This is a genomic window from Bacillus sp. ISL-55 (assembly GCF_018613155.1).
Taxonomy (GTDB): domain Bacteria; phylum Bacillota; class Bacilli; order Bacillales; family Cytobacillaceae; genus Mesobacillus.
The window spans coordinates 37,566-57,101 of the sequence record NZ_JAGGQU010000008.1; the positions used below are offsets into that span (position 1 = coordinate 37,566).

At 42.3% G+C, this 19,536-nt stretch carries 17 protein-coding genes and 3 tRNA genes; 18 read left to right on the forward strand and 2 right to left on the reverse strand.

The window, feature by feature from the left end; translation table 11 throughout:
• Positions 1-21: 21 nt before the first annotated feature.
• The 15 genes from J7E32_RS04240 (at position 22) to J7E32_RS04310 (ending at position 13,762) form a co-directional block, all read left to right on the forward strand.
• Positions 22-94: transfer RNA gene (locus tag J7E32_RS04240), tRNA-Lys, on the forward strand.
• A 17-nt stretch (positions 95-111) separates the two neighbouring features.
• Positions 112-183 (forward strand) — tRNA-Glu (locus J7E32_RS04245).
• 159 nt (positions 184-342) lie between these two features.
• A tRNA-Phe gene (locus J7E32_RS04250) sits at positions 343-415 on the forward strand.
• A gap of 383 nt (positions 416-798) precedes the next feature.
• On the forward strand, positions 799-2,277 hold the full coding sequence (locus J7E32_RS04255) for a M23 family metallopeptidase (protein ID WP_214904090.1): 1,479 nt from the start codon (positions 799-801) through the stop codon (positions 2,275-2,277).
• Between the two features lie 262 nt (positions 2,278-2,539).
• Positions 2,540-3,250, forward strand: a complete 711-nt coding sequence (gene yycF, locus J7E32_RS04260) for a response regulator YycF (RefSeq protein ID WP_214904093.1) — start codon at positions 2,540-2,542, stop codon at positions 3,248-3,250.
• 8 nt (positions 3,251-3,258) lie between these two features.
• Positions 3,259-5,079 (forward strand): cell wall metabolism sensor histidine kinase WalK, encoded by a 1,821-nt coding sequence (gene walK, locus J7E32_RS04265; protein WP_214904096.1) that lies wholly within the window; start codon positions 3,259-3,261, stop codon positions 5,077-5,079.
• Positions 5,076-6,389, forward strand: coding sequence for a YycH family regulatory protein (locus tag J7E32_RS04270; RefSeq protein WP_214904098.1), 1,314 nt, complete (start codon positions 5,076-5,078; stop codon positions 6,387-6,389). The genes walK and J7E32_RS04270 overlap by 4 nt, the downstream gene beginning before the upstream one ends.
• Positions 6,376-7,170, forward strand: coding sequence for a two-component system regulatory protein YycI (locus tag J7E32_RS04275; protein WP_214904101.1), 795 nt, complete (start codon positions 6,376-6,378; stop codon positions 7,168-7,170). The genes J7E32_RS04270 and J7E32_RS04275 overlap by 14 nt, the downstream gene beginning before the upstream one ends.
• Before the next feature lie 6 nt (positions 7,171-7,176).
• Positions 7,177-7,971, forward strand: a complete 795-nt coding sequence (locus J7E32_RS04280; RefSeq protein WP_214904104.1) for an MBL fold metallo-hydrolase — start codon at positions 7,177-7,179, stop codon at positions 7,969-7,971.
• A gap of 183 nt (positions 7,972-8,154) precedes the next feature.
• On the forward strand, positions 8,155-9,390 hold the full coding sequence (locus tag J7E32_RS04285) for a S1C family serine protease (RefSeq protein ID WP_214904107.1): 1,236 nt from the start codon (positions 8,155-8,157) through the stop codon (positions 9,388-9,390).
• A gap of 121 nt (positions 9,391-9,511) precedes the next feature.
• A complete protein-coding gene (locus tag J7E32_RS04290) occupies positions 9,512-9,682 on the forward strand; it encodes a CxxH/CxxC protein (RefSeq protein ID WP_483297596.1) in 171 nt (56 codons plus the stop codon).
• Positions 9,683-9,782: 100 nt separating this feature from the next.
• A complete protein-coding gene (gene rlmH, locus J7E32_RS04295; RefSeq protein ID WP_214904110.1) occupies positions 9,783-10,262 on the forward strand; it encodes a 23S rRNA (pseudouridine(1915)-N(3))-methyltransferase RlmH in 480 nt (159 codons plus the stop codon).
• 131 nt (positions 10,263-10,393) lie between these two features.
• Positions 10,394-11,725, forward strand: a complete 1,332-nt coding sequence (locus J7E32_RS04300) for a CoA-disulfide reductase (protein ID WP_214904113.1) — start codon at positions 10,394-10,396, stop codon at positions 11,723-11,725.
• 176 nt (positions 11,726-11,901) lie between these two features.
• On the forward strand, positions 11,902-12,009 hold the full coding sequence (locus J7E32_RS04305; protein WP_286182689.1) for a DegV family protein: 108 nt from the start codon (positions 11,902-11,904) through the stop codon (positions 12,007-12,009).
• Positions 12,010-12,262: 253 nt separating this feature from the next.
• Complete coding sequence (locus J7E32_RS04310; RefSeq protein WP_214904116.1) at positions 12,263-13,762, forward strand: malate:quinone oxidoreductase; 1,500 nt, start codon at positions 12,263-12,265, stop codon at positions 13,760-13,762.
• A 950-nt stretch (positions 13,763-14,712) separates the two neighbouring features.
• Here the strand turns inward: J7E32_RS04310 and ahpF are convergent.
• Positions 14,713-16,242, reverse strand: coding sequence for an alkyl hydroperoxide reductase subunit F (gene ahpF / locus J7E32_RS04315; protein ID WP_214904119.1), 1,530 nt, complete (start codon positions 16,240-16,242; stop codon positions 14,713-14,715).
• 12 nt (positions 16,243-16,254) lie between these two features.
• A complete protein-coding gene (gene ahpC / locus J7E32_RS04320) occupies positions 16,255-16,818 on the reverse strand; it encodes an alkyl hydroperoxide reductase subunit C (protein ID WP_214904122.1) in 564 nt (187 codons plus the stop codon).
• Positions 16,819-17,125: 307 nt separating this feature from the next.
• Here ahpC and J7E32_RS04325 point away from each other — a divergent pair, with 307 nt between their 5' ends.
• The 3 genes from J7E32_RS04325 to J7E32_RS04335 all read left to right on the forward strand — a co-directional run bounded on the left by J7E32_RS04325 (position 17,126) and on the right by J7E32_RS04335 (position 19,509).
• A complete protein-coding gene (locus tag J7E32_RS04325; RefSeq protein ID WP_214904125.1) occupies positions 17,126-18,076 on the forward strand; it encodes a heme-dependent oxidative N-demethylase family protein in 951 nt (316 codons plus the stop codon).
• A gap of 110 nt (positions 18,077-18,186) precedes the next feature.
• Positions 18,187-18,531, forward strand: a complete 345-nt coding sequence (locus J7E32_RS04330) for a dimethylamine monooxygenase subunit DmmA family protein (protein WP_286182719.1) — start codon at positions 18,187-18,189, stop codon at positions 18,529-18,531.
• Between the two features lie 18 nt (positions 18,532-18,549).
• Positions 18,550-19,509: a PDR/VanB family oxidoreductase gene (locus tag J7E32_RS04335; protein ID WP_214904131.1), complete on the forward strand. Its 960-nt coding sequence runs from the start codon at positions 18,550-18,552 to the stop codon at positions 19,507-19,509.
• The last annotated feature ends 27 nt before the right edge of the window (positions 19,510-19,536 follow it).

Sequence of the window (19,536 nt, forward strand, 5' to 3'; positions counted from 1 at the left end):
TTAGGGTTGAATTTTTCATACGAGCCATTAGCTCAGTCGGTAGAGCATCTGACTTTTAATCAGAGGGTCGAAGGTTCGAGTCCTTCATGGCTCACTTAGATTTTTATATCCGGCCCCTTGGTCAAGCGGTTAAGACACCGCCCTTTCACGGCGGTAACACGGGTTCGAATCCCGTAGGGGTCACTTTATTACATATTTAATTGAATATTATCTTGGCTCAGTAGCTCAGTCAGTTGCTTGCTTCTTCGAATAATCATCAGCGGCAACTTGCGAGAAAAACCGAGAGGTTTTTTGAGCACAGTATTCAAATATAACAAAGTTTAGGAAACAACATTTTATCTTGGCTCAGTAGCTCAGTCGGTAGAGCAAAGGACTGAAAATCCTTGTGTCGGCGGTTCGATTCCGTCCTGAGCCATTAAAAAAGGGAGCGTGTCATATGACATGCTCTCTTTTTTTGTAACATTTATGTAACATAACGATAAAATTCCTATTTTTAACATGTTTGTGTTACTATTAACAACATTGTTCAATAATACTCCTTCGAAAGTAGGAGTATACCCTGATATTACTAGGTTTTTAGCTCATTTATATTATGCTGGATAGGTAAATGTTCTGATATTGAATTCCATTTTACTGACAAAAATCGTAATAAAATGTCAGCTATTATACATTTTTGTTACATAATGAAGACTAGTCTTCCTAGCGATACATTATATGGTAAAGTATAAAGGTACAATTATCAGATAATAGTTATTTAGAACTAGACTAATAGTGTTTGACCGTGGTAGGAGGATCAGGATGAATAATTTAAAACATAGGCTGTCCAATCTTGCCGGCAAAACATCTAGAGAGATGAAGCCAGCAATTAAAAAGTCAATCATGGCAGCGGTAACTGTAGCTGTATTGTCTTTTGGTGCAGGAAATGCTGCACTTGCGGCGAAGTCTGAATTAACAACAGTGTATTATGTATATGTTAATGATAAATTTGTAGGAACTGTAACAGATAAAGCACAAGTAGAACAACTGGTAGAAGATAAGTTGACATCCGTGAAAAAGGAATACGCGGATCTTGATGTCGAACTTGGGTTAGACGTATCTTTTATTCCTGAGCAAGTGTTCAGCTCGGCTGCAAATGCAAATACAAGTGAAGTAATAGAAGTACTTAAAGACGAGATGACTGTCCAAGCGGAAGCGACAGCCCTTGTAATTGCTGATCAGCCAGTAGCATATGTGAAAGATGCAGAATCAGCAAATGAAGTCCTCAGGACATTAATGCTAGAATACGTTACTGAAGAAGAATTAGCTGAGGTGGAGAATCGAAAGAATTCTTCTAGTCTACCATTACCCGAAGTTAAAGAAAATGAAACTCGTTTATTAGACGTTCGCGTCACTCAGGAAGTTTCACAATCAGATGAGAAAGTTGATCCTAAATTAGTACTTTCTGTAGAGGAAGCTGTCCAAATCCTGAAAAAAGGAACTTTGGAAGAACAGAAATACCAGGTTAGAGACGGGGATGTGTTAGGAAGCATTGCGAATTCACATAACCTGAAGCTTGCTGAATTGCTTTCTTTAAACGAAGGTCTTACTGAAGATGCTGTTCTAAAACCAGGTCAGGAATTGAATGTAACAGTATTAAAACCTTTTGTAGAAGTTGTAGTCGATCGCCAGATCTATTCTGAGGAAGAAGTTGCTTACGAAAGAGAAGTAATAGAAGATTCCTCAATGCCTAAGGGCGATACGAAAACGAAGCAGGAAGGCCAGGTCGGTATGAAGGGCGTCACCTTATCGCTGACTGAGCAAAATGGCAGGGTGATCAAGAAGGAAATCATCAAAGAAGCCTTACTTAAAGAGCCTGTGAAGGAAATCATAGTCAAAGGAACAAAGGTTGTTCCTTCACGCGGAGATGGTACTTTCGTATGGCCGACAAATGGCGGATATGTATCCAGCCGCCAGGGCTACCGCTGGAGCAGGATGCATAAAGGAATTGATATCGCACGGCCAAGCAACTACACAATCAAGGCTGCTGATAATGGAACAGTCGTATATGCTGGTAACAAGGGCGATGGATATGGCAATAAAATCATGATCGACCACAATAACGGCTACCGCACTATGTATGCCCACCTTGCATCAATCTCAGTAAGCGTAGGCCAGACAGTTTCCCGCGGTTCGAGTATTGGGGTCATGGGAAGAACGGGTAATTCCACTGGAATCCATCTGCATTTTGAAGTTTATCAAAACGGCAGGATTATAGATCCAATGTCAAAATTAAAATAAACTTATAAAAAAAGTCTCTAGCTAAACTAGAGACTTTTTTCATTAGAGATTTGACTTTAAAATGAAAGCGCCAAATCATTAAAAGCCAGTTATTTTTATGTTATGGGCAGGATTGGTACAATTGGGAAGAGAAGAATAGAAGTTGTATAACAGAAAAATTCAGTTTTTCTCTGATTTACAGTAAAATAGGTAAGATAGCTTTTGTAATAAGAGAAGATTATTCTAGCCGATAGATAAATTTGCACTTTAAAGGAGAATTGGTATGGAGAAAAAAATTCTGGTAGTAGACGATGAAAAACCAATTGCAGATATTCTACAGTTCAACTTGAAAAAAGAGGGTTATGATGTTTACTGTGCTTATGATGGAAACCAGGCAGTTGAAATGGTGGAGGAAGTCCAGCCAGATTTAATCCTGCTGGATATCATGCTGCCGATGCGTGATGGCATGGAGGTTTGCCGCGAAGTCCGCAAAAAACACGAGATGCCGATCATCATGCTGACGGCTAAAGACTCTGAAATTGATAAGGTACTCGGACTTGAACTAGGAGCCGACGACTATGTCACGAAGCCATTCAGCACAAGGGAATTGATTGCAAGGGTAAAAGCAAACTTGCGACGCCATCAGCAGAATGCAATTAAAGAAGATGAACAAGAAGAATCAAATGAAATTGCTGTAGGCTCGTTGACAATCCACCCTGACGCTTATGTTGTCTCCAAAAGAGGAGAAACAATCGAATTGACGCATCGTGAATTCGAGCTTCTTCACTACCTTGCCAAGCATATTGGACAAGTCATGACAAGGGAGCATCTGCTGCAAACCGTTTGGGGCTATGACTATTATGGAGATGTCCGTACAGTAGACGTAACTGTAAGGCGTTTGCGTGAAAAGATCGAGGACAACCCAAGCCACCCGACGTGGATCGTGACAAGACGAGGAGTAGGCTATTATTTAAGAAACTCTGAGCAGGAGTAAGGGCAGGAATGAAAAAGGTAGGTTTTTTTCGTTCAATACACCTTAAATTTGTGCTTATATATGTCCTGCTTATTCTAGTTGCCATGCAAATCATAGGCGTTTACTTTGTCCGCAAACTTGAGACGACATTGATGACGAATTACCAGGAATCTGTAAAATCTCGGGTGGACCTGCTGGTTTATGATATACAGGAAGAGCTGGTGAAGGAGCGCGGGAAGGAAGACCCCACGAAAGAGGAAGCCATTAGGCGGATATTAATGGACTATAAGCCCAATGATATTTCTGAAATCCGGGTAGTTGACGGGAGCAGCTTTAAAATACTGGGGACATCAAGCCTTAGCAATCAGGGGATGGTGGGTCAGAGGACTCCTGACGTCAAGATTAAGCGTTCGATCATCACTGGAGAAGATGAAGACGTCATCCAGTTGAAAGCGAACGAAAGAGTTTGGGTTCTTTCAACACCTATCATGCATAACGGTGAAGCGATAGCAGCTGTCTATCTGGTTGCCAATATTAATGATATCTTTGACCAGATGAATGATATCAATAAAATCCTCGCTACCGGAACAGCCATTGCCCTGATTTTTACAGCCATTTTGGGAGTCTTGCTTGCACAGACGATTACGAGGCCGATTTCAGATATGCGTAAACAGGCACTGGCGATGACGCGCGGCAATTTTTCCAGGAAGGTTAAGGTCTATGGTTACGATGAAATCGGTCAACTGGCGATCACCTTTAACAATCTGACGAAAAAACTGCAGGAAGCACAGGCCACAACAGAAGGAGAGAAAAGGAAGCTTTCCTCAGTCATTTCCTATATGACCGACGGTGTCATATCGACAGATCGGAAAGGACGCATCATCCTGATCAATGACCCTGCGACACAGATGCTTGGTGTTCCACGTGAAACAGTGCTTTCGCAGCCATTAGTTTCTGTACTTGGGCTGGATGAGAATTATACTTTTGATGATTTGCTTCAGGAGAAAGACTCAATTGTTCTGGATTACAGTACGAAAAGCAAGCCATTCATCCTTCGGGCAAACTTTTCGGTCATACAAAAGGAAAGCGGCTTTGTAAATGGATTGATTGCAGTCCTGTATGATATTACAGAACAAGAAAAAATTGATATGGAGAGACGGGAATTCGTTGCGAATGTTTCCCATGAATTGCGGACTCCGCTGACAACGATGCGCAGCTATCTGGAGGCGCTGGCTGAAGGAGCGTGGAGGGATGAGGAAATCGCTCCAAACTTCCTTGAGACAACCAGAGGTGAAACAGAGCGGATGATCCGGCTTGTCAATGATTTGCTGCAGCTATCAAAACTTGACAGTGTGGATTATCGTCTATCAAAGGAATGGGTCAACTTCCCGGTCTTTTTTAACAGGATCATTGACCGATTCGAAATGACGAAGGAACAAAATGTTTCTTTCAAAAGGGAAATCACGGAGAATGCGATTTTTGTTGAAATAGATGAAGACAAAATAACGCAAGTGCTCGATAATATCATTTCTAATGCCATGAAATATTCACCAGAGGGCGGCACGATTACATTCAAAGTGAAAGAACTGGATGATCAGATTGTTGCAAGCATTTCTGATGAAGGCGTTGGCATCCCGAAAGATAACCTTGATAAAATTTTCGATCGTTTCTACCGTGTCGATAAAGCCAGGACCCGCAAACTAGGCGGTACAGGGTTAGGGCTGGCTATTGCCAGGGAAATGGTCAATGCCCACGGGGGAAGGATATGGGCAGAAAGCGTGGAAGGCAAAGGAACAACTGTTCAATTTACACTTCCTTATGACCGAAGTGCAGAGGATGATTGGTCATGACATATGAAAATATTAAAACAGGTATATTAACATTTCTTGTTATTCTAAGTGGCTTTTTAACGTGGAATATTTGGACGTATCAACCAGATTATGAGGTTGTTAACAATCAAAAGACTTTTGAAGATATAAGCATAGCAACACAGAAGGAAATTAAAAAAATAGTCAAGCCCCATCAGGTGATCTACCATGTGAATGGTAAACAGTTTGGTTCGGTAGACAATGACTATATTGATGATATAATCGGAGTTATTTCAAAATGGAAGTATTTTGATATCGAAAAGTATCCTGGGCGAATCAGTGAATTTAATGACAAGATTGCTCAGGGGGAGAATACCGAAGTTATTTTCCCGGATGAGGTGCCAATTGAACTTTATAAAAGGGTCCTGAATATCGATGAAAAGGATATGCCAAAATTTGATTTTGACCGGATCATCATTAATTCAGAGACCCAGCAAAAGCAGGAAGGGATTATCTATTTCTATTCGCAGAAAAATCAGGAAGCATATGTCAGCAATGTCAGTCCTTCTTATATCAATGATTTTACGAATACATTTTATGATTCTGCAAAAAGGCTGACGCCGTATTTCCTTCATACTGTTTCCGATATCAAGAAGATTTACCTTCCAATTGAAAAAGTAAAAATGGTGCTGCACACTTACTACCAGAATCCCCTTGAATCTGAACAATTTAAAGATGCTTTGTTCCCAGACCCGAGCTTTGTACAGCGAAGTATAGTCGATGGAATTGAGGAATATACGGATGATGCCAGTAAGATGATCGTTGACACCGATACAAATATGATTAACTACGTGAATCCTGTCAGGAGTGGCGATTCAGTCATCGGCACCAACAATGTTCTTCAGAAGAGTATCGAATTTGTTAATAACCATGGTGGCTGGACGGAACCTTATCGTTATGTTTATAAAGATGATTTTAACCAGAACGTTCTTTTCCGTCTTTATAGCAAGGAAGGTTATCCTGTTTTCAATCAGATAGGGATGTCAGAGATCTATCAGCAGTGGAGACAATCGGAAATCAGCAGATATGTACGCCCGGGATTCCATCTCGAGCTGCCTTTGAATCCGGATGTTGTCACCAAGACGTTGCCGTCTGGATATGAAGCGCTGGAATACCTGCAAAGTAAGAAGGATTTTAAGCCTGAGTTGCTGCAAAATCTTATGCCTGGCTATTATATGACCCAGGGACCAGAAAACTCATTAATCCTGTTGGAGCCAGGCTGGTTCTATTTATACGATCAGGAGTGGCGTCAGCTTATATGGGAGGAGGAATTGAATAATGGATTGGAGTAGAATCAAGACAATCTTTATTCTTACCTTCCTCGTCCTGGATATATATCTTGTGTACCAGTTCATGAACACCAGGGATGCGACTCAGTATGAAATTCTAAAGGAAGCGACCCTTGAGGAAAAGCTGAAAAATGACGATATCACCTATGGTGAACTCCCTGAGACAAAACAGAAAGAACAGTATCTTAGTGTAAGAGCCAAGGTATTCACCTCCGAGGAAACGGAGAAGGTCAAGGGACAGTCCGTCAGTCTGGGAGACGGCACGTCGATTGAAGTCAAGCTTGAAAAGCCGTTCAAACTGACGAGCAAGTTCCAGCCGGCTGAACTGTCTGATTTCATAAAAGCGAATATTTTTTCCGGTGAACAGTATAAGTTCTGGAGCAAAAATAATGAGGCAGGGACCATTACGTATTATCAAGAGCATGATAGTAAAACGTTCTACTATAACAGCAATGCGAAACTGACTTTCTTTTTCAATGAAGATAATGAAGTGACTTCGTATAAGCAAACGTATTTGGAAATCATCGATGAACTGTCGGATGCTGAAGAGTTGCTGCCGCCATTAAGGGCGCTGGAAACTCTTTATAAAAAAGGTTTGCTCAAGCCGAAGAGTAAAATCACTGATTTTGAACTGGGCTATTCCACTCTTGTATCATTGACTTCATCCCTTGTAGTAACACCAACTTGGAGGATAGAAGTCAACGGCAAGGAAAACCTTTTTGTCCATGCAATTGAAGGCCGGGTCATCCCGTTGTCTGACGGAGAAAATAAAATTACGGAGTGAAGAGATATGAGTTTGCATTTTAGTGTTCTCGCCAGCGGGAGTACGGGAAATGCGATCTATGTGGAGACGGAGGGCCAGTCCTTTTTGGTGGATGCCGGATTGAGCGGCAAACAAATGGATGCTTTATTCAAGCAAATTGGCCGGGAAATGAAAGACCTCTCTGGAATATTAGTGACGCATGAACATAGCGATCATATAAAAGGCATAGGAATCGTTGCCCGTAAATACAAACTGCCAATCTATGCAAATGAAAAGACATGGAAAGCGATGGACGGCTTGATTGGAGAAGTCCCGCTTGATCAGAAGTTCTCTTTTGACATGGAAACCGTGAAAACCTTCCGCGGTCTGGATATCGAATCCTTCGGTGTCTCACATGACGCGGCTGAGCCGATGTTCTACGTGTTCCATAAAGACGGCAAGAAGCTGGTGCTCATCACAGACACAGGCTATGTCAGCGACCGTATGAAGGGAATCATTTCTAATGCGGACGCTTATGTTTTCGAAAGCAATCATGACGTCCAGATGCTGAGGATGGGAAGATATCCTTGGAGCGTCAAGCGCCGGATCCTGAGCGATTACGGCCATGTTTCAAATGAGGATGCCGCTGTCGCGATGAGTGAGGTGGCAGGAGATAATACGAAACGTATTTACCTTGCTCATTTAAGCGCTGATAACAATATGAAGGACCTTGCAAGGATGTCAGTATCCCAGACTCTCGAAAGCAGGGGCATCTTAGTAGGAGATCAGTTCGATTTGATAGATACAGATCCGAAGACTCCGACACCTTTGACAGCAATTTAGCTTGTTTATGGCATGAATTTATAGGTAAAGGAGTAAAGGCATCTATTTTGGATGCATTTGCTCCTTTTTATTTTCCAGGGGATTAAAGGAGCTTATGTTTTAGAAATTAGCATTACTGATAGTATAATAATCTGTATAAGAATAACTAAAGTATCTATTGGTCAATGAAGGGATTGGTGGACATTGGGTTATTATGATCAGGATTATCAAAGCCGGTATAAACCGCAAAACAGCAGGAAAGGCGGCTTTTTTTGGGCCAGCCTGGCAGGTGCAATCATAGGTGCATTATTGGTGATCTTCTCGATTCCTATATTGTCTAACCTGGATGTGCTGCCATATAAAATTGAACCTCATAATCAGACAGCAGCAACAGACGAAGAGCAAGCTGAAGAGAGTGAAGAAGGCAATACCACTAATAAAAATGTATCGATTGATGTTTACTCCCAAATTACTGAAGCAGTCGACAAGGCTGGAGATGCAGTAGTCGGTATTACGAATATCCAGGAGAGTACGAGCTTCTGGGGGCAATCCCAGGAATCAGGCGGAACAGGCTCTGGCGTCGTTTATAAAAAGGCAGGAGATAAAGCCTATATTGTCACAAATCACCATGTGGTGGCGGAAGCCTCTGAACTTGAGGTCAGCCTGAGTGATGGTACGAAAATTCCTGCCAAGCTTTTAGGAAGTGATATCTGGACTGATCTGGCTGTGTTGGAAATACCGGCTGACGAAATTCAAGTTGTAGCCGAATTTGGCAACTCTGACAAGCTGAAGCCTGGTGAGCCAGTTATCGCAATTGGTAATCCGCTCGGACTTACTTTTTCAGGTTCTGTTACACAGGGAATTATCTCTGGTTTAGAACGTGCGATTCCAGTGGACATCAATCAGGATGGAACTCCCGATTGGCAGGCAGAAGTTTTACAGACTGATGCAGCGATTAACCCTGGCAATAGCGGAGGGGCGTTGATCAATATAGAAGGCCAGGTGATCGGCATTAACTCGATGAAAATCGCCCAGAGTGCTGTAGAAGGAATCGGACTTTCTATTCCCATTAATTATGCGGCACCAATTATTGAAGACTTAGAGAAGACTGGAGAAGTAAAACGTCCATTCATGGGTGTCGAATTAGCTTCCGTAAATGAAATTTCAGCCTACCACCAGGAAAACACGTTGAAGCTGCCGAAGGAAATTAACTATGGTGTCGCAGTTAGAGGCGTACAGCCCAATTCTCCTGCATCCCAGGCAGGATTGAAGGAGTATGACGTCATTGTCGAAATGGATGGCGCGGAAATCAGGGATGTTGTTGATCTGCGCAAGCACCTTTACAATAAAAAGAAGGTTGGCGATGACATGCAGGTCAAGTATTATCGAAATGGCCAGCTGGAAGAAACAACAATGAAGCTAGGCGGAGAAACATTATAGGCGTTGTGGATAATGACAGGAGGCGAAATGCTTCCTGTTTTTTTGTGTTAAAATGGACTTTGTGGATAAATTTAAAAGTGAACTTAAGCAAATGATAATCATATAAAAAGAAGCTGAAAGGATGAGTGTTATGAAGTATTGCTGCGGTGAACATGTAGAATTGGCGCTGGATGAAGCTGTTGATGAGTTTGAGGTAGCACCACAATTAACAAAGCTTGAGCCTGTTGATAAGTCGGAGTTTACCTGTGGATACTGTGGACAACCAGCTATATATATTGTGGCGAACGAATGATCGCCTACTAAATGTGGATAGCGATGTGAATATGTGGATAACTTTTGTGGATATCTTGTTTGTAAACTGTTTGTAATCTGTTTGTAAAGTGGGGATGGCTGTGAATATCTCGATCGTGACGGTTGGAAAATTAAAAGAAAAATACCTGAAACAGGGGATTGAGGAGTACTTAAAACGCCTGGGAAGCTATGCAAAAGTAGAAGTCATCGAGGTGCCTGACGAAAAAGCACCCGAGGAATTGAGCGATACTGAGATGATCCAGGTCAAGCAAAAAGAAGGCGAACGGATCCTCACGAAAATTGGACCCGATACCTATGTTATCGCTCTGGCCATTAACGGCAAGCTCAAATCATCAGAAGAACTCGCAGACACACTCGATAAACTGGCGACGTACGGAAAAAGTAAAATCGCGTTTGTTATCGGTGGATCACTTGGTTTGAGTGATGAAGTACTGAAAAGATCCGATGAACAACTATCCTTTTCCAAAATGACATTCCCTCACCAATTAATGCGGTTGATCCTCGTTGAGCAGATTTATCGGGCTTTCAGGATCAACCGCGGTGAACCGTATCATAAGTGATGATGGTAGTGAAAGTTTGTTCACTATTTATTGAGACCCTTAGCATTTTTCTGAGTTATCTAAATAAGAATATTAATCCAGATGTTTAAAACTGATTAATAAATGGATACACAAAGATTGGAGGGATGAAGATGAAAATACTGATTATTGGCGGCGATGCAGCGGGTATGAGTGCTGCGATGCAAATGGTACGTAACAGCTCTGGGCATGAAATCACTGTGTTAGAAAAGGGAGGCGTGTATTCATATGGGCAATGTGGCCTGCCTTATGTAATCAGTGGGAAGATTGAGTCCACAGATGAGTTAATCGCTCGCACTCCGTCTACTTTTAAAGAGAAATATGGTATTGATGCACGTGTATTTCATGAAGCCCAGAAGGTAGACGTGGTAAATAAAATGGTAAATGGAATAAACCATAGTAATGGAGAAACGTTCAGCCTTCCTTATGACCGCCTTCTGATCGCGACTGGTGTAAGCTCGGTCGTTCCAAAGTGGGAGGGTGTGACACTTCCAGGTATTTTCTCATTAAAAACCATCCCTGATGCAAAAGCAATCTTGGATTATCTGGAAAAAGATATAAAGAATGTGACCGTGATTGGCGGCGGATACATTGGGCTTGAAATGGCCGAAAGTTTTGCGGAGCTCGGCAAGAAGGTAACGATCATTGAAAGAAATGAGCAATTAGCCAAGATATTTGATCCCGACATGGCCGAACTGATTCATGAAGAAGCAGTAAAGCATGACATTATGTTGAAAATGGGTGAATCCGTGGAAGCATTCGGTGGAAGTGACCATGTGGAATCTGTGAAAACCGATAAAGGAGAGTATGAAACAGATTTGGTGCTAGTCGCTGTTGGTGTGAAGCCGAATACTTCCTTTTTAGAAGGAACAGGAATTAAAACCATTGGAAATGGTGCAATCCAGGTAAATGCCTATATGCAAACCAGTGTGGAGGATATCTACGGTGCAGGAGATTGTGCCACGCAATATCACCGGGTAAAAGAGAAGGATGACCATGTCCCATTGGGAACACATGCCAATAAGCAAGGACAAATCGCCGGATTGAACATGGTTGATGTACATAAAACGTTTAAAGGAATTGTCGGCACTTCAATCATTAAGTTTTTCAATTTAACCCTGGGGAGAACAGGGATATCAGAAACAGAGGCAAAAATGCTGAACATTCCCTATGGTTCTGTAACTATTACAGCAAATGATATTGCTGGTTATTATCCGGATGATAAAAAAATGAAGTTAAAACTTGTCTATCATAAAGAGACACATAAGGTCCTTGGCGGGCAAATTATTGGGGAAAATGGAGTCGATAAACGAATCGATGTACTAGCGACGGCAATATTCCATTCTATGACGACCGATGAGCTGCTTGATTTAGATCTGGCGTATGCTCCCCCGTATAATGGTGTGTGGGATCCTGTTCAGCAGGCAGCCAGGAGAGTAAAGTAACTGGAAACTGCATAGATAAATATTGTCGGCAAGCTCAGTTTTCTTGGAGTTTGCCGACTTTTTAGTGCTTTTCAGAGGTGAAACAACTGTTACGGAAAAGTGCCTAAAAAAATAGGTATTAACTTGAGCTGCGGTTGGGTTAAGATAAGGGTAGTTGCTTACCTTGGAGGATAGAAATGATTAAAATTTTGGCTGATTCAACTTGTGATTTATCGAAGGAAGTACTTGAATTATATGACATTAGCTTAGCTCCATTGACAATAAATATAGATGGTAAACTTTAGGAAAAACCAATGCCTTAACCATGTAATAATGGATTTAAGACATTGGTTTTGTTTTTTGCGAACTTCTGAATGGACTTCTCCCTTTTTTACTATGGAAAAATAGTTTATAATAATCAGTAAATAGTAGATATTTTAATGTATAAGTCATTATAATAGATTATGTTATGGTTTGAACAAGGACGGAAAAGGTGTGCTCCTAGGTGAGATGTAAGCAGGCGCACTTCCTCAAATATAAGCGATAAGGAAGGGTATAATGAGCAACGTACAGAAAGCAACAGACGTAATCTTAATTGGTGCCGGAGTCATGAGTGCGACGTTGGGATCCTTACTGAAAGAGTTAGCACCAGAATGGAACATTAAAGTGTTTGAAAAACTAGCTTCTGCAGGTGAAGAGAGCTCCAATGAGTGGAATAATGCGGGTACTGGGCACGCTGCTCTGTGTGAGTTGAATTATACACCTGAAAAACCCGACGGATCGATAGATATTAGCAAGGCAATTAACGTAAACGAGCAGTTTCAAATTTCAAGACAATTCTGGTCTTATCTTGTAAAAAGCAATTTGATCCGTAATCCAGAAGAATTTATCAGGCCGCTGCCTCATATGAGTTTAGTAGAAGGCGAAAAAAATGTCGAGTTTTTGAAAAAACGATTTAAAGCGCTTTCAGGTGTTCCTATGTTTCAGGGAATGGAATACTCCGAAGACCCCGACAAACTGAAGGAATGGATTCCATTAGTCATGGAAGGCCGTACCTCTAATGATCCAATAGCGGCAACTAAAATTGATTCAGGAACGGATGTCAACTTTGGCGCGTTAACTCGTATGTTGTTTGGTCATCTGGAGAGTAAAAATGTCGAGATTAACTATAACCATAGTGTTAAAGATATCAATCGTACAAGTGATGGATTATGGGAACTGAAAGTGCAAAACCTTGAAAGCGGTAAAACTGAATATCATACTGCTAAATTCATTTTTATCGGCGGCGGTGGCGGAAGTCTGCCATTACTGCAAAAGACCGGTATTCCTGAATCAAAGCGTATTGGCGGATTCCCTGTTAGTGGACTGTTCATGGTCTGCAACAATCCAGAAGTAGTAGAACAGCACCATGCAAAGGTGTACGGAAAAGCCAAGGTAGGCGCACCTCCGATGTCTGTTCCGCATCTTGATACTAGATTTATCGATAATAAGAAAAGCTTACTGTTTGGACCGTTTGCCGGTTTCTCACCAAAGTTCCTGAAAACAGGTTCGAATTTGGATTTGATTGGTTCAGTGAAACCGAATAATGTGATTACTATGTTGGCAGCGGGTATGAAAGAAATGGCATTAACGAAGTACCTGATCGAGCAAGTGATGCTCTCTCATGAAAAACGAATGGATGAACTACGTGAGTTCATTCCTAATGCTAAGAGCGAGGATTGGGGCATCGTGGTGGCAGGACAGCGTGTGCAGGTCATCAAGGATACCGACACTGGCAAAGGGACACTACAGTTCGGTACAGAGGTTGTAAGCTCCTCTGATGGCTCAGTAGCAGCATTGCTAGGTGCATCCCCTGGTGCGTCCACTGCCGTAAACGTCATGCTGGAAGTGTTAGAAAAATGCTTCCCTGAGCAAATGTTCAATTGGAAGGATAAAATCAAGGAAATGGTCCCTACCTATGGCGTGTCATTAGTGAACAACCCAGAGCTGTTCCATGATATCCATGAATCAACTGCCAAGGTGCTGGGATTGAGTGATAAAGAGAGAGTCTATAGCTGATTTGTTTACGCGATCTGATAAAAAAACCTTTGATCCCCGTTGAGGATTGAAGTTTTTTTTGTTGGGGCAATAATTGGGGCGGTTCGTTTTAAGACCAAGCGTATTATTGTGACAGCTTTCAGGTGAAAGAGTCCAAAGCTGTCAAGAAAAAGCCGTTATTGTGACAGGTTTCAGGTGGAAGAGGCCAAAGCTGTCAAGAAAGAGCTGTTATTGTGACAGGTTACAGGTGAAAGAGCTCAAAGCTGTCAAGAAAACCCGGTTATTGTGACAGCTTTCAGGTGAAAGAGGCCAAAGCTGTCAAGAAAAAGCCGTTATTGTGACAGGTTTCAGGCGGAAGAGTCCAAAGCTGTCAAGAAAACCCCGTTATTGTGACAGCTTTCAGGTGAAAGAGTCCAAAGCTGTCAAGAAAACCCCGTTATTGTGACAGGTTTCAGATGAAAGAGTCTAAAGCTGTCAAGAAAACCCCGTTATTGTGACAGCTTTCAGGTAGAAGAGCTCAAAGCTGTCAAGAAACCCCCGTTATTGTGACAGCTTTCAGGCGGAAGTGGCCAAAGCTGTCAAGAAACCCTCGTTATTGTGAAAGGGTTTTCAGACGAAAGAGTCCAAAGCTGTCAAGAAAACATCGTTATTGTGACAGCTTTCAGGTGAAAGAGGCCAAAGCTGTCAAGAAAACCCCGTTATTGTGACAGCTTTCAGGTAGAAGAGCTCAAAGCTGTCAAGAAACCCCCGTTATTGTGACAGCTTTCAGGCGGAAGTGGCCAAAGCTGTCAAGAAACCCTCGTTATTGTGAAGGGGTTTCAGACGAAAGAGTCCAAAGCTGTCAAGAAACCCCCATTATTATGACAGCTTTCAGGTGAAAGAGGCCCAAAACTGTCAAGTATCGCCCACGCAATCCCAAGGATCACAAAAAAACCGCTCTACTGCATTCGAGCAGCAAAGCGGTTTTACTGTTAGTTTCGAATCAAGTAATCAAACGCACCTAATGCTGCGGTTGCACCTGATCCCATTGAAATTATGATTTGTTTGTATGCACTGTCCGTGCAGTCGCCTGCAGCGAAGACGCCAGGAAGGTCTGTGGCACCCTGCTTGTCTACGACGATCTCACCGAAGCGAGTGCGTTCAAGCGTGTCGCCAAGCCATTCTGTGTTCGGCACAAGGCCGATCTGGACGAATACACCTTGTAATTCAACATGGTGTTCTTCACCTGATGCACGGTCAATGTAGGTGATACCGTTCACTTTGTCAGTTCCGGTAATTTCACTTGTTTGTGCGTTAGTCACAACAGTGACGTTCGGAAGGCTATGCAGACGGTCTTGCAAAACTGCATCAGCTTTGAGCTCTGGGTTGAACTCAATCACTGTTACATGCTTTACGATACCTGCAAGGTCGATTGCTGCTTCAACACCGGAGTTTCCTCCGCCGATAACGGCAACATCTTTTCCTTCGAACAATGGTCCGTCACAGTGAGGACAGTAGGCAACACCTTTGTTCTTGAACTCAGCTTCTCCTGGTACGTTGACATTGCGCCAGCGGGCACCAGTTGAGATGATGACAGTCTTACTCTTAAGAACTGCACCATTTTCCAATTCAAGTTCAATCATGTCCTTCTTTTCCAAACGCTTTGCACGCTGAAGGTTCATGATATCAACGCCATACTCTTTAACATGTTCCTCAAGGCTGGCAACAAGTTTTGGACCTTCTGTGTGCTTCACGCTGATGAAGTTCTCAATCCCCAATGTATCCATTACCTGTCCGCCGAAACGCTCAGCTACGATACCTGTACGGATGCCTTTACGAGCTGCGTAGATGGCCGCACTTGAACCAGCTGGTCCGCCGCCGATAACAAGGACATCATAAGGGTCTTTGTCGTTCATTTCAGATGCATCAGGGTCTGAACCCATTTTTGCAAGGATTTCTTCCAATGACATACGTCCGCTTCCGAATGGCTCGCCATTCAAAAGAACCGTCGGCACTGCCATGATTTGTTTGCTCTCCACTTCATCTTTAAAAGCTGCACCGTCAATCATGGTATGTGTAATGCCAGGATTCAGGGTACTCATCACGTTAAGAGCTTGTACAACGTCAGGACAGTTATGGCAGCTCAGGCTGACATAAGTTTCAAAACGGTATTCGTCTTTAATCGCTTTAACCTGATCGATGACTTTCTGGTCTACCTTAGGAGCTCTTCCGCTAACCTGCAGCAAGGCAAGAACTAATGAAGTGAATTCATGTCCTAAAGGAATGCCTGCGAAAGTCACTCCAGTGTCTTCGCCAGGGCGGTTGACACTGAAGCTAGGTGTTCTTTCCAGTTCGGCATGCTCCACTTTAATACGGGATGACATTGTTGCCAATTCATCGACTAAAGCCAGCATGTCTCGAGATACATCATCCGATCCAGCGCTAACTTTAAGCAGCACATCGCCCTCCATCATTTGAAGATATTGGGCTAATTGTGCTTTTATATCTGCATCTAATAACATGGGAATGTACCCTTAAATCTTTCCTACAAGATCAAGGCTTGGCTTAAGTGTTGCTTCGCCTTCTTTCCATTTAGCAGGGCAAACTTCGCCTGGGTTGTTACGTACATATTGTGCTGCTTTTAGCTTGCTTACTACTTGGCTAGCGTCACGGCCGATTCCGCCTGCGTTGATTTCAACAGTCTGGATAACGCCGTCTGGATCAATGATGAAAGTTCCGCGCTCTGCAAGTCCATCTTCTTCATTTAATACATCGAAGTTGCGAGAAATCTTCTGAGAAGGGTCTCCGATCATGATGTACTCGATTTTGCCGATTGCTTCAGAGTGGTCATGCCATGCTTTGTGAGTGAAGTGTGTATCAGTTGATACAGAGTATACTTCTGCTCCCATTTCTTTTAAAGTAGCGTATTCGTTTTGCATGTCTTCAAGCTCTGTAGGGCAAACGAATGTGAAGTCCGCTGGATAAAAAATAACTACGCTCCACTTGCCTTTAAGGTTTTCTTCAGAAACAGTGATGAATTCTCCCTTATGGAATGCATTTGCTGTGAATGGTAAAACTTGAGTACCGATTAATGCCATGATTAATTTCCTCCTTGAATGGTTGAGTTATTTTTTGAAATAGTTTCACTGAAAAGTTCAGTTAACTATTCGGTAAACTAGAATAATTCTAATACAGTAAGAATTATTATATAAAACTTATTAACTGTCAAGTAATAACCACCAGGTTTTAATTTCTTCATCATTATTTCAGAAAAAGGACACAATTATACCGTGGTTTAAAACCTGCCATCTATAAGCTTGTCCAACTTTCCCCCATGTAATGAATTCATCAGCCAACTTCTGTATAGTATTAAGTAGATGAAAAATTCTGAAAAGGAGTGATTGAATGGTCTCAATTGAGAAAATCCGCTCATTTCCTTATCCATTTGGTGAATATAATGCCTATAGATATTCTAACAATGCAATTCCATTAAATCCACCAATTGGAATCGAAGTGACGGATTCTTATATAGAAGAAATGGATTTAAAAAGAGAACTGCTGAAAAAGCATCACGAACGCTGTTATCATTCAGAGTCCCATACAATGAATGCCCAGTGGGAAGCATTGGATTTAATTCTGAATCAATTGGTGGAATGTTATCCTGATCAATTCGAACTTGTTACGAAAGATGATCATTGGATATTTTCCAACCTGCAGACGGGTGAAAAGCAATCATTCACATTTGGGGATCACGAGTCACTGGCCCTGGAGCCGCTCGATTTTGTAGGGCGACATGTCCAGGAGGATTTAATTTTGATGATGCAGAGAGATGGGGACCTATTTTTAGATGCAGGCCAGCTCTGTTTTCCTGCAAATTGGTCATTATTTTTTGATGCGGGGATGTCATTTAAAGAAATACACAAGCCGATTCCAGGGTTCCAATCAGACTCTCTTGATGACCGCATCCTTCAGTTCTTGATGAGAATCGAGGCAGGAAGTCCATGGTGGAGGAAAAACTGGTCCCTGATGGCAGGAAACCAGCTGGATACATCGCTTGAGACCTTTGCTGAATGGGGGCAGTCTCGTAAAAAGGTAACGAATGAAAATGTTGGCGAGTTTGTGCATCTACGGGTGGAGGTCCAAAAATTATTCCGCCTTCCAAAAAGCAATGGAATTTTATTTACGATCCACTCCCATATGCTTCCGCTTGAAAAATTCATTCAACATACACCGTGGCTGGAGCAATTTTCGGCAATCCTCCATGAGCTTCCAGAATTTATTGCAGATTATAAAGGCATATCACTGTACCGCGAAGTGGTCCTTGAATATCTAGAGAAGGAATTGGAAAAAAGGTGATTCAAGATATGTTTTCTTATGCTAGAGGTAAAAGGAAGTTCTTATTTTGTACGGATTCAGAAGGCGTTAGAAATCTCAATTTTCTCGTTTGCGAGGCATTGAATGAGAATATGCCATTTGATTTTCATATTTTCCAAGATGAGAGGGAAGAAAGCTTTTTGAACGATTGGTTTACCAAACAGAAAATGGGTACGTATTTATACATTTCGGGGTCATCTGATTTTGTAAAAAGGATACAAGGAGCAGCGATGGAGGCAGGCTTTTCACAATATGACATGCAATCACATACTATCGGTCCTGCCAGGAAGAAACTGATTTGCTGCACCTGCCACGGGGAAAATGAAGTGCTGAATCAGTCGGATATCGTTTGCGGACACTGCGGAGAGAAGCTGGAAGTCTCGGACCACTATTCACGGCGTTTGGATGCCTTTTTGGGTTATGTAAATATCAAATAGAATAGGAGGAACTTATGATTGCATCAGAAACCTACCCTTGAAGTACGTGTAAAATCAATTATAAAAGAAACGGCGACAATTAAAAGATTTACCCTTCAGGCGCTGAATGTATTGAAGCTGCCTCCATTCAGCGGTGGCTCACATATCACCACATATTTGCCGAAAGCTTCGGGGACATTGGAAAGATCTTATTCAGTTTTTAATATATCGGAACCTGGCTCTATCGAAATAGCTGTCCGACTGGCAGAGCCTTCGACTGGGGGGTCTGAGTACTGGCACAATCATATTTCTGAAGGGGATATTTTGAAAGTCAGCTATCCGAAAAACCATTTTCCTTTAAGTTTTCAGGCCAAGCATCATGTTTTTTATGCAGCAGGTATTGGGATTACCCCATTTTTATCGATGATGGCTGAGCTTACTGAAAAAAACCAATCCTTTGAGCTTCATTATGCTGCAAAGTCAAAAGAGCAATGCGCATTTTTTGATTACCTTACCAAGACCTATCCTGGCCAGTGCCATTTTTATTTTTCTGAAGGGGAGAATAAGCAACGTCTGTCAGCAAAGCTGCTTATGGATCATCGAATCGGCACACATGTTTATTTTTGCGGGCCGGAAAAAATGATTCAAGAGTTTTCTAGTGCAGCTAAGAGCTATGGCTACCCCGACTTCAATGTCCATTTTGAACGGTTCGCACCACCTATGAAAAAGGACGCGGTCCCGTTTAGAATTACATTGAAACAGAGCGGTAAACAACTTGAAGTACCTGCGGAAAGCTCCCTGCTTGACGTACTTCGTCAAAATGAAATTGATATCCCTTACTCCTGCAGAGTTGGCGGCTGCGGTACATGTGAGGTGAAGGTGGCTGAAGGGGAGATTAACCACTACGATTCCTTCCTGACAGATGAACAGCGGCACTCCAATCGAACCATGCTTAGCTGTGTTTCACGCGGGAAGGGGAATGTGGTGCTGGATTTATAAATGTCAAAAAAGACCGCATCTAAAGCA

What these genes read in the sequence shown, in the direction of transcription:
- J7E32_RS04255 (WP_214904090.1), top strand. Translation starts at nt 799, where the DNA reads ATGAATAATTTAAAACATAGGCTGTCCAATCTTGCCGGCAAAACATCT.
- yycF (WP_214904093.1), top strand. Translation starts at nt 2,540, where the DNA reads ATGGAGAAAAAAATTCTGGTAGTAGACGATGAAAAACCAATTGCAGAT.
- walK (WP_214904096.1), top strand. Translation starts at nt 3,259, where the DNA reads ATGAAAAAGGTAGGTTTTTTTCGTTCAATACACCTTAAATTTGTGCTT.
- J7E32_RS04270 (WP_214904098.1), top strand. Translation starts at nt 5,076, where the DNA reads ATGACATATGAAAATATTAAAACAGGTATATTAACATTTCTTGTTATT.
- J7E32_RS04275 (WP_214904101.1), top strand. Translation starts at nt 6,376, where the DNA reads ATGGATTGGAGTAGAATCAAGACAATCTTTATTCTTACCTTCCTCGTC.
- J7E32_RS04280 (WP_214904104.1), top strand. Translation starts at nt 7,177, where the DNA reads ATGAGTTTGCATTTTAGTGTTCTCGCCAGCGGGAGTACGGGAAATGCG.
- J7E32_RS04290 (WP_483297596.1), top strand. Translation starts at nt 9,512, where the DNA reads ATGAGTGTTATGAAGTATTGCTGCGGTGAACATGTAGAATTGGCGCTG.
- J7E32_RS04300 (WP_214904113.1), top strand. Translation starts at nt 10,394, where the DNA reads ATGAAAATACTGATTATTGGCGGCGATGCAGCGGGTATGAGTGCTGCG.
- J7E32_RS04305 (WP_286182689.1), top strand. Translation starts at nt 11,902, where the DNA reads ATGATTAAAATTTTGGCTGATTCAACTTGTGATTTATCGAAGGAAGTA.
- J7E32_RS04310 (WP_214904116.1), top strand. Translation starts at nt 12,263, where the DNA reads ATGAGCAACGTACAGAAAGCAACAGACGTAATCTTAATTGGTGCCGGA.
- ahpF (WP_214904119.1), bottom strand. Translation starts at nt 16,242, where the DNA reads ATGTTATTAGATGCAGATATAAAAGCACAATTAGCCCAATATCTTCAA.
- ahpC (WP_214904122.1), bottom strand. Translation starts at nt 16,818, where the DNA reads ATGGCATTAATCGGTACTCAAGTTTTACCATTCACAGCAAATGCATTC.
- J7E32_RS04325 (WP_214904125.1), top strand. Translation starts at nt 17,126, where the DNA reads ATGGTCTCAATTGAGAAAATCCGCTCATTTCCTTATCCATTTGGTGAA.
- J7E32_RS04330 (WP_286182719.1), top strand. Translation starts at nt 18,187, where the DNA reads ATGCCATTTGATTTTCATATTTTCCAAGATGAGAGGGAAGAAAGCTTT.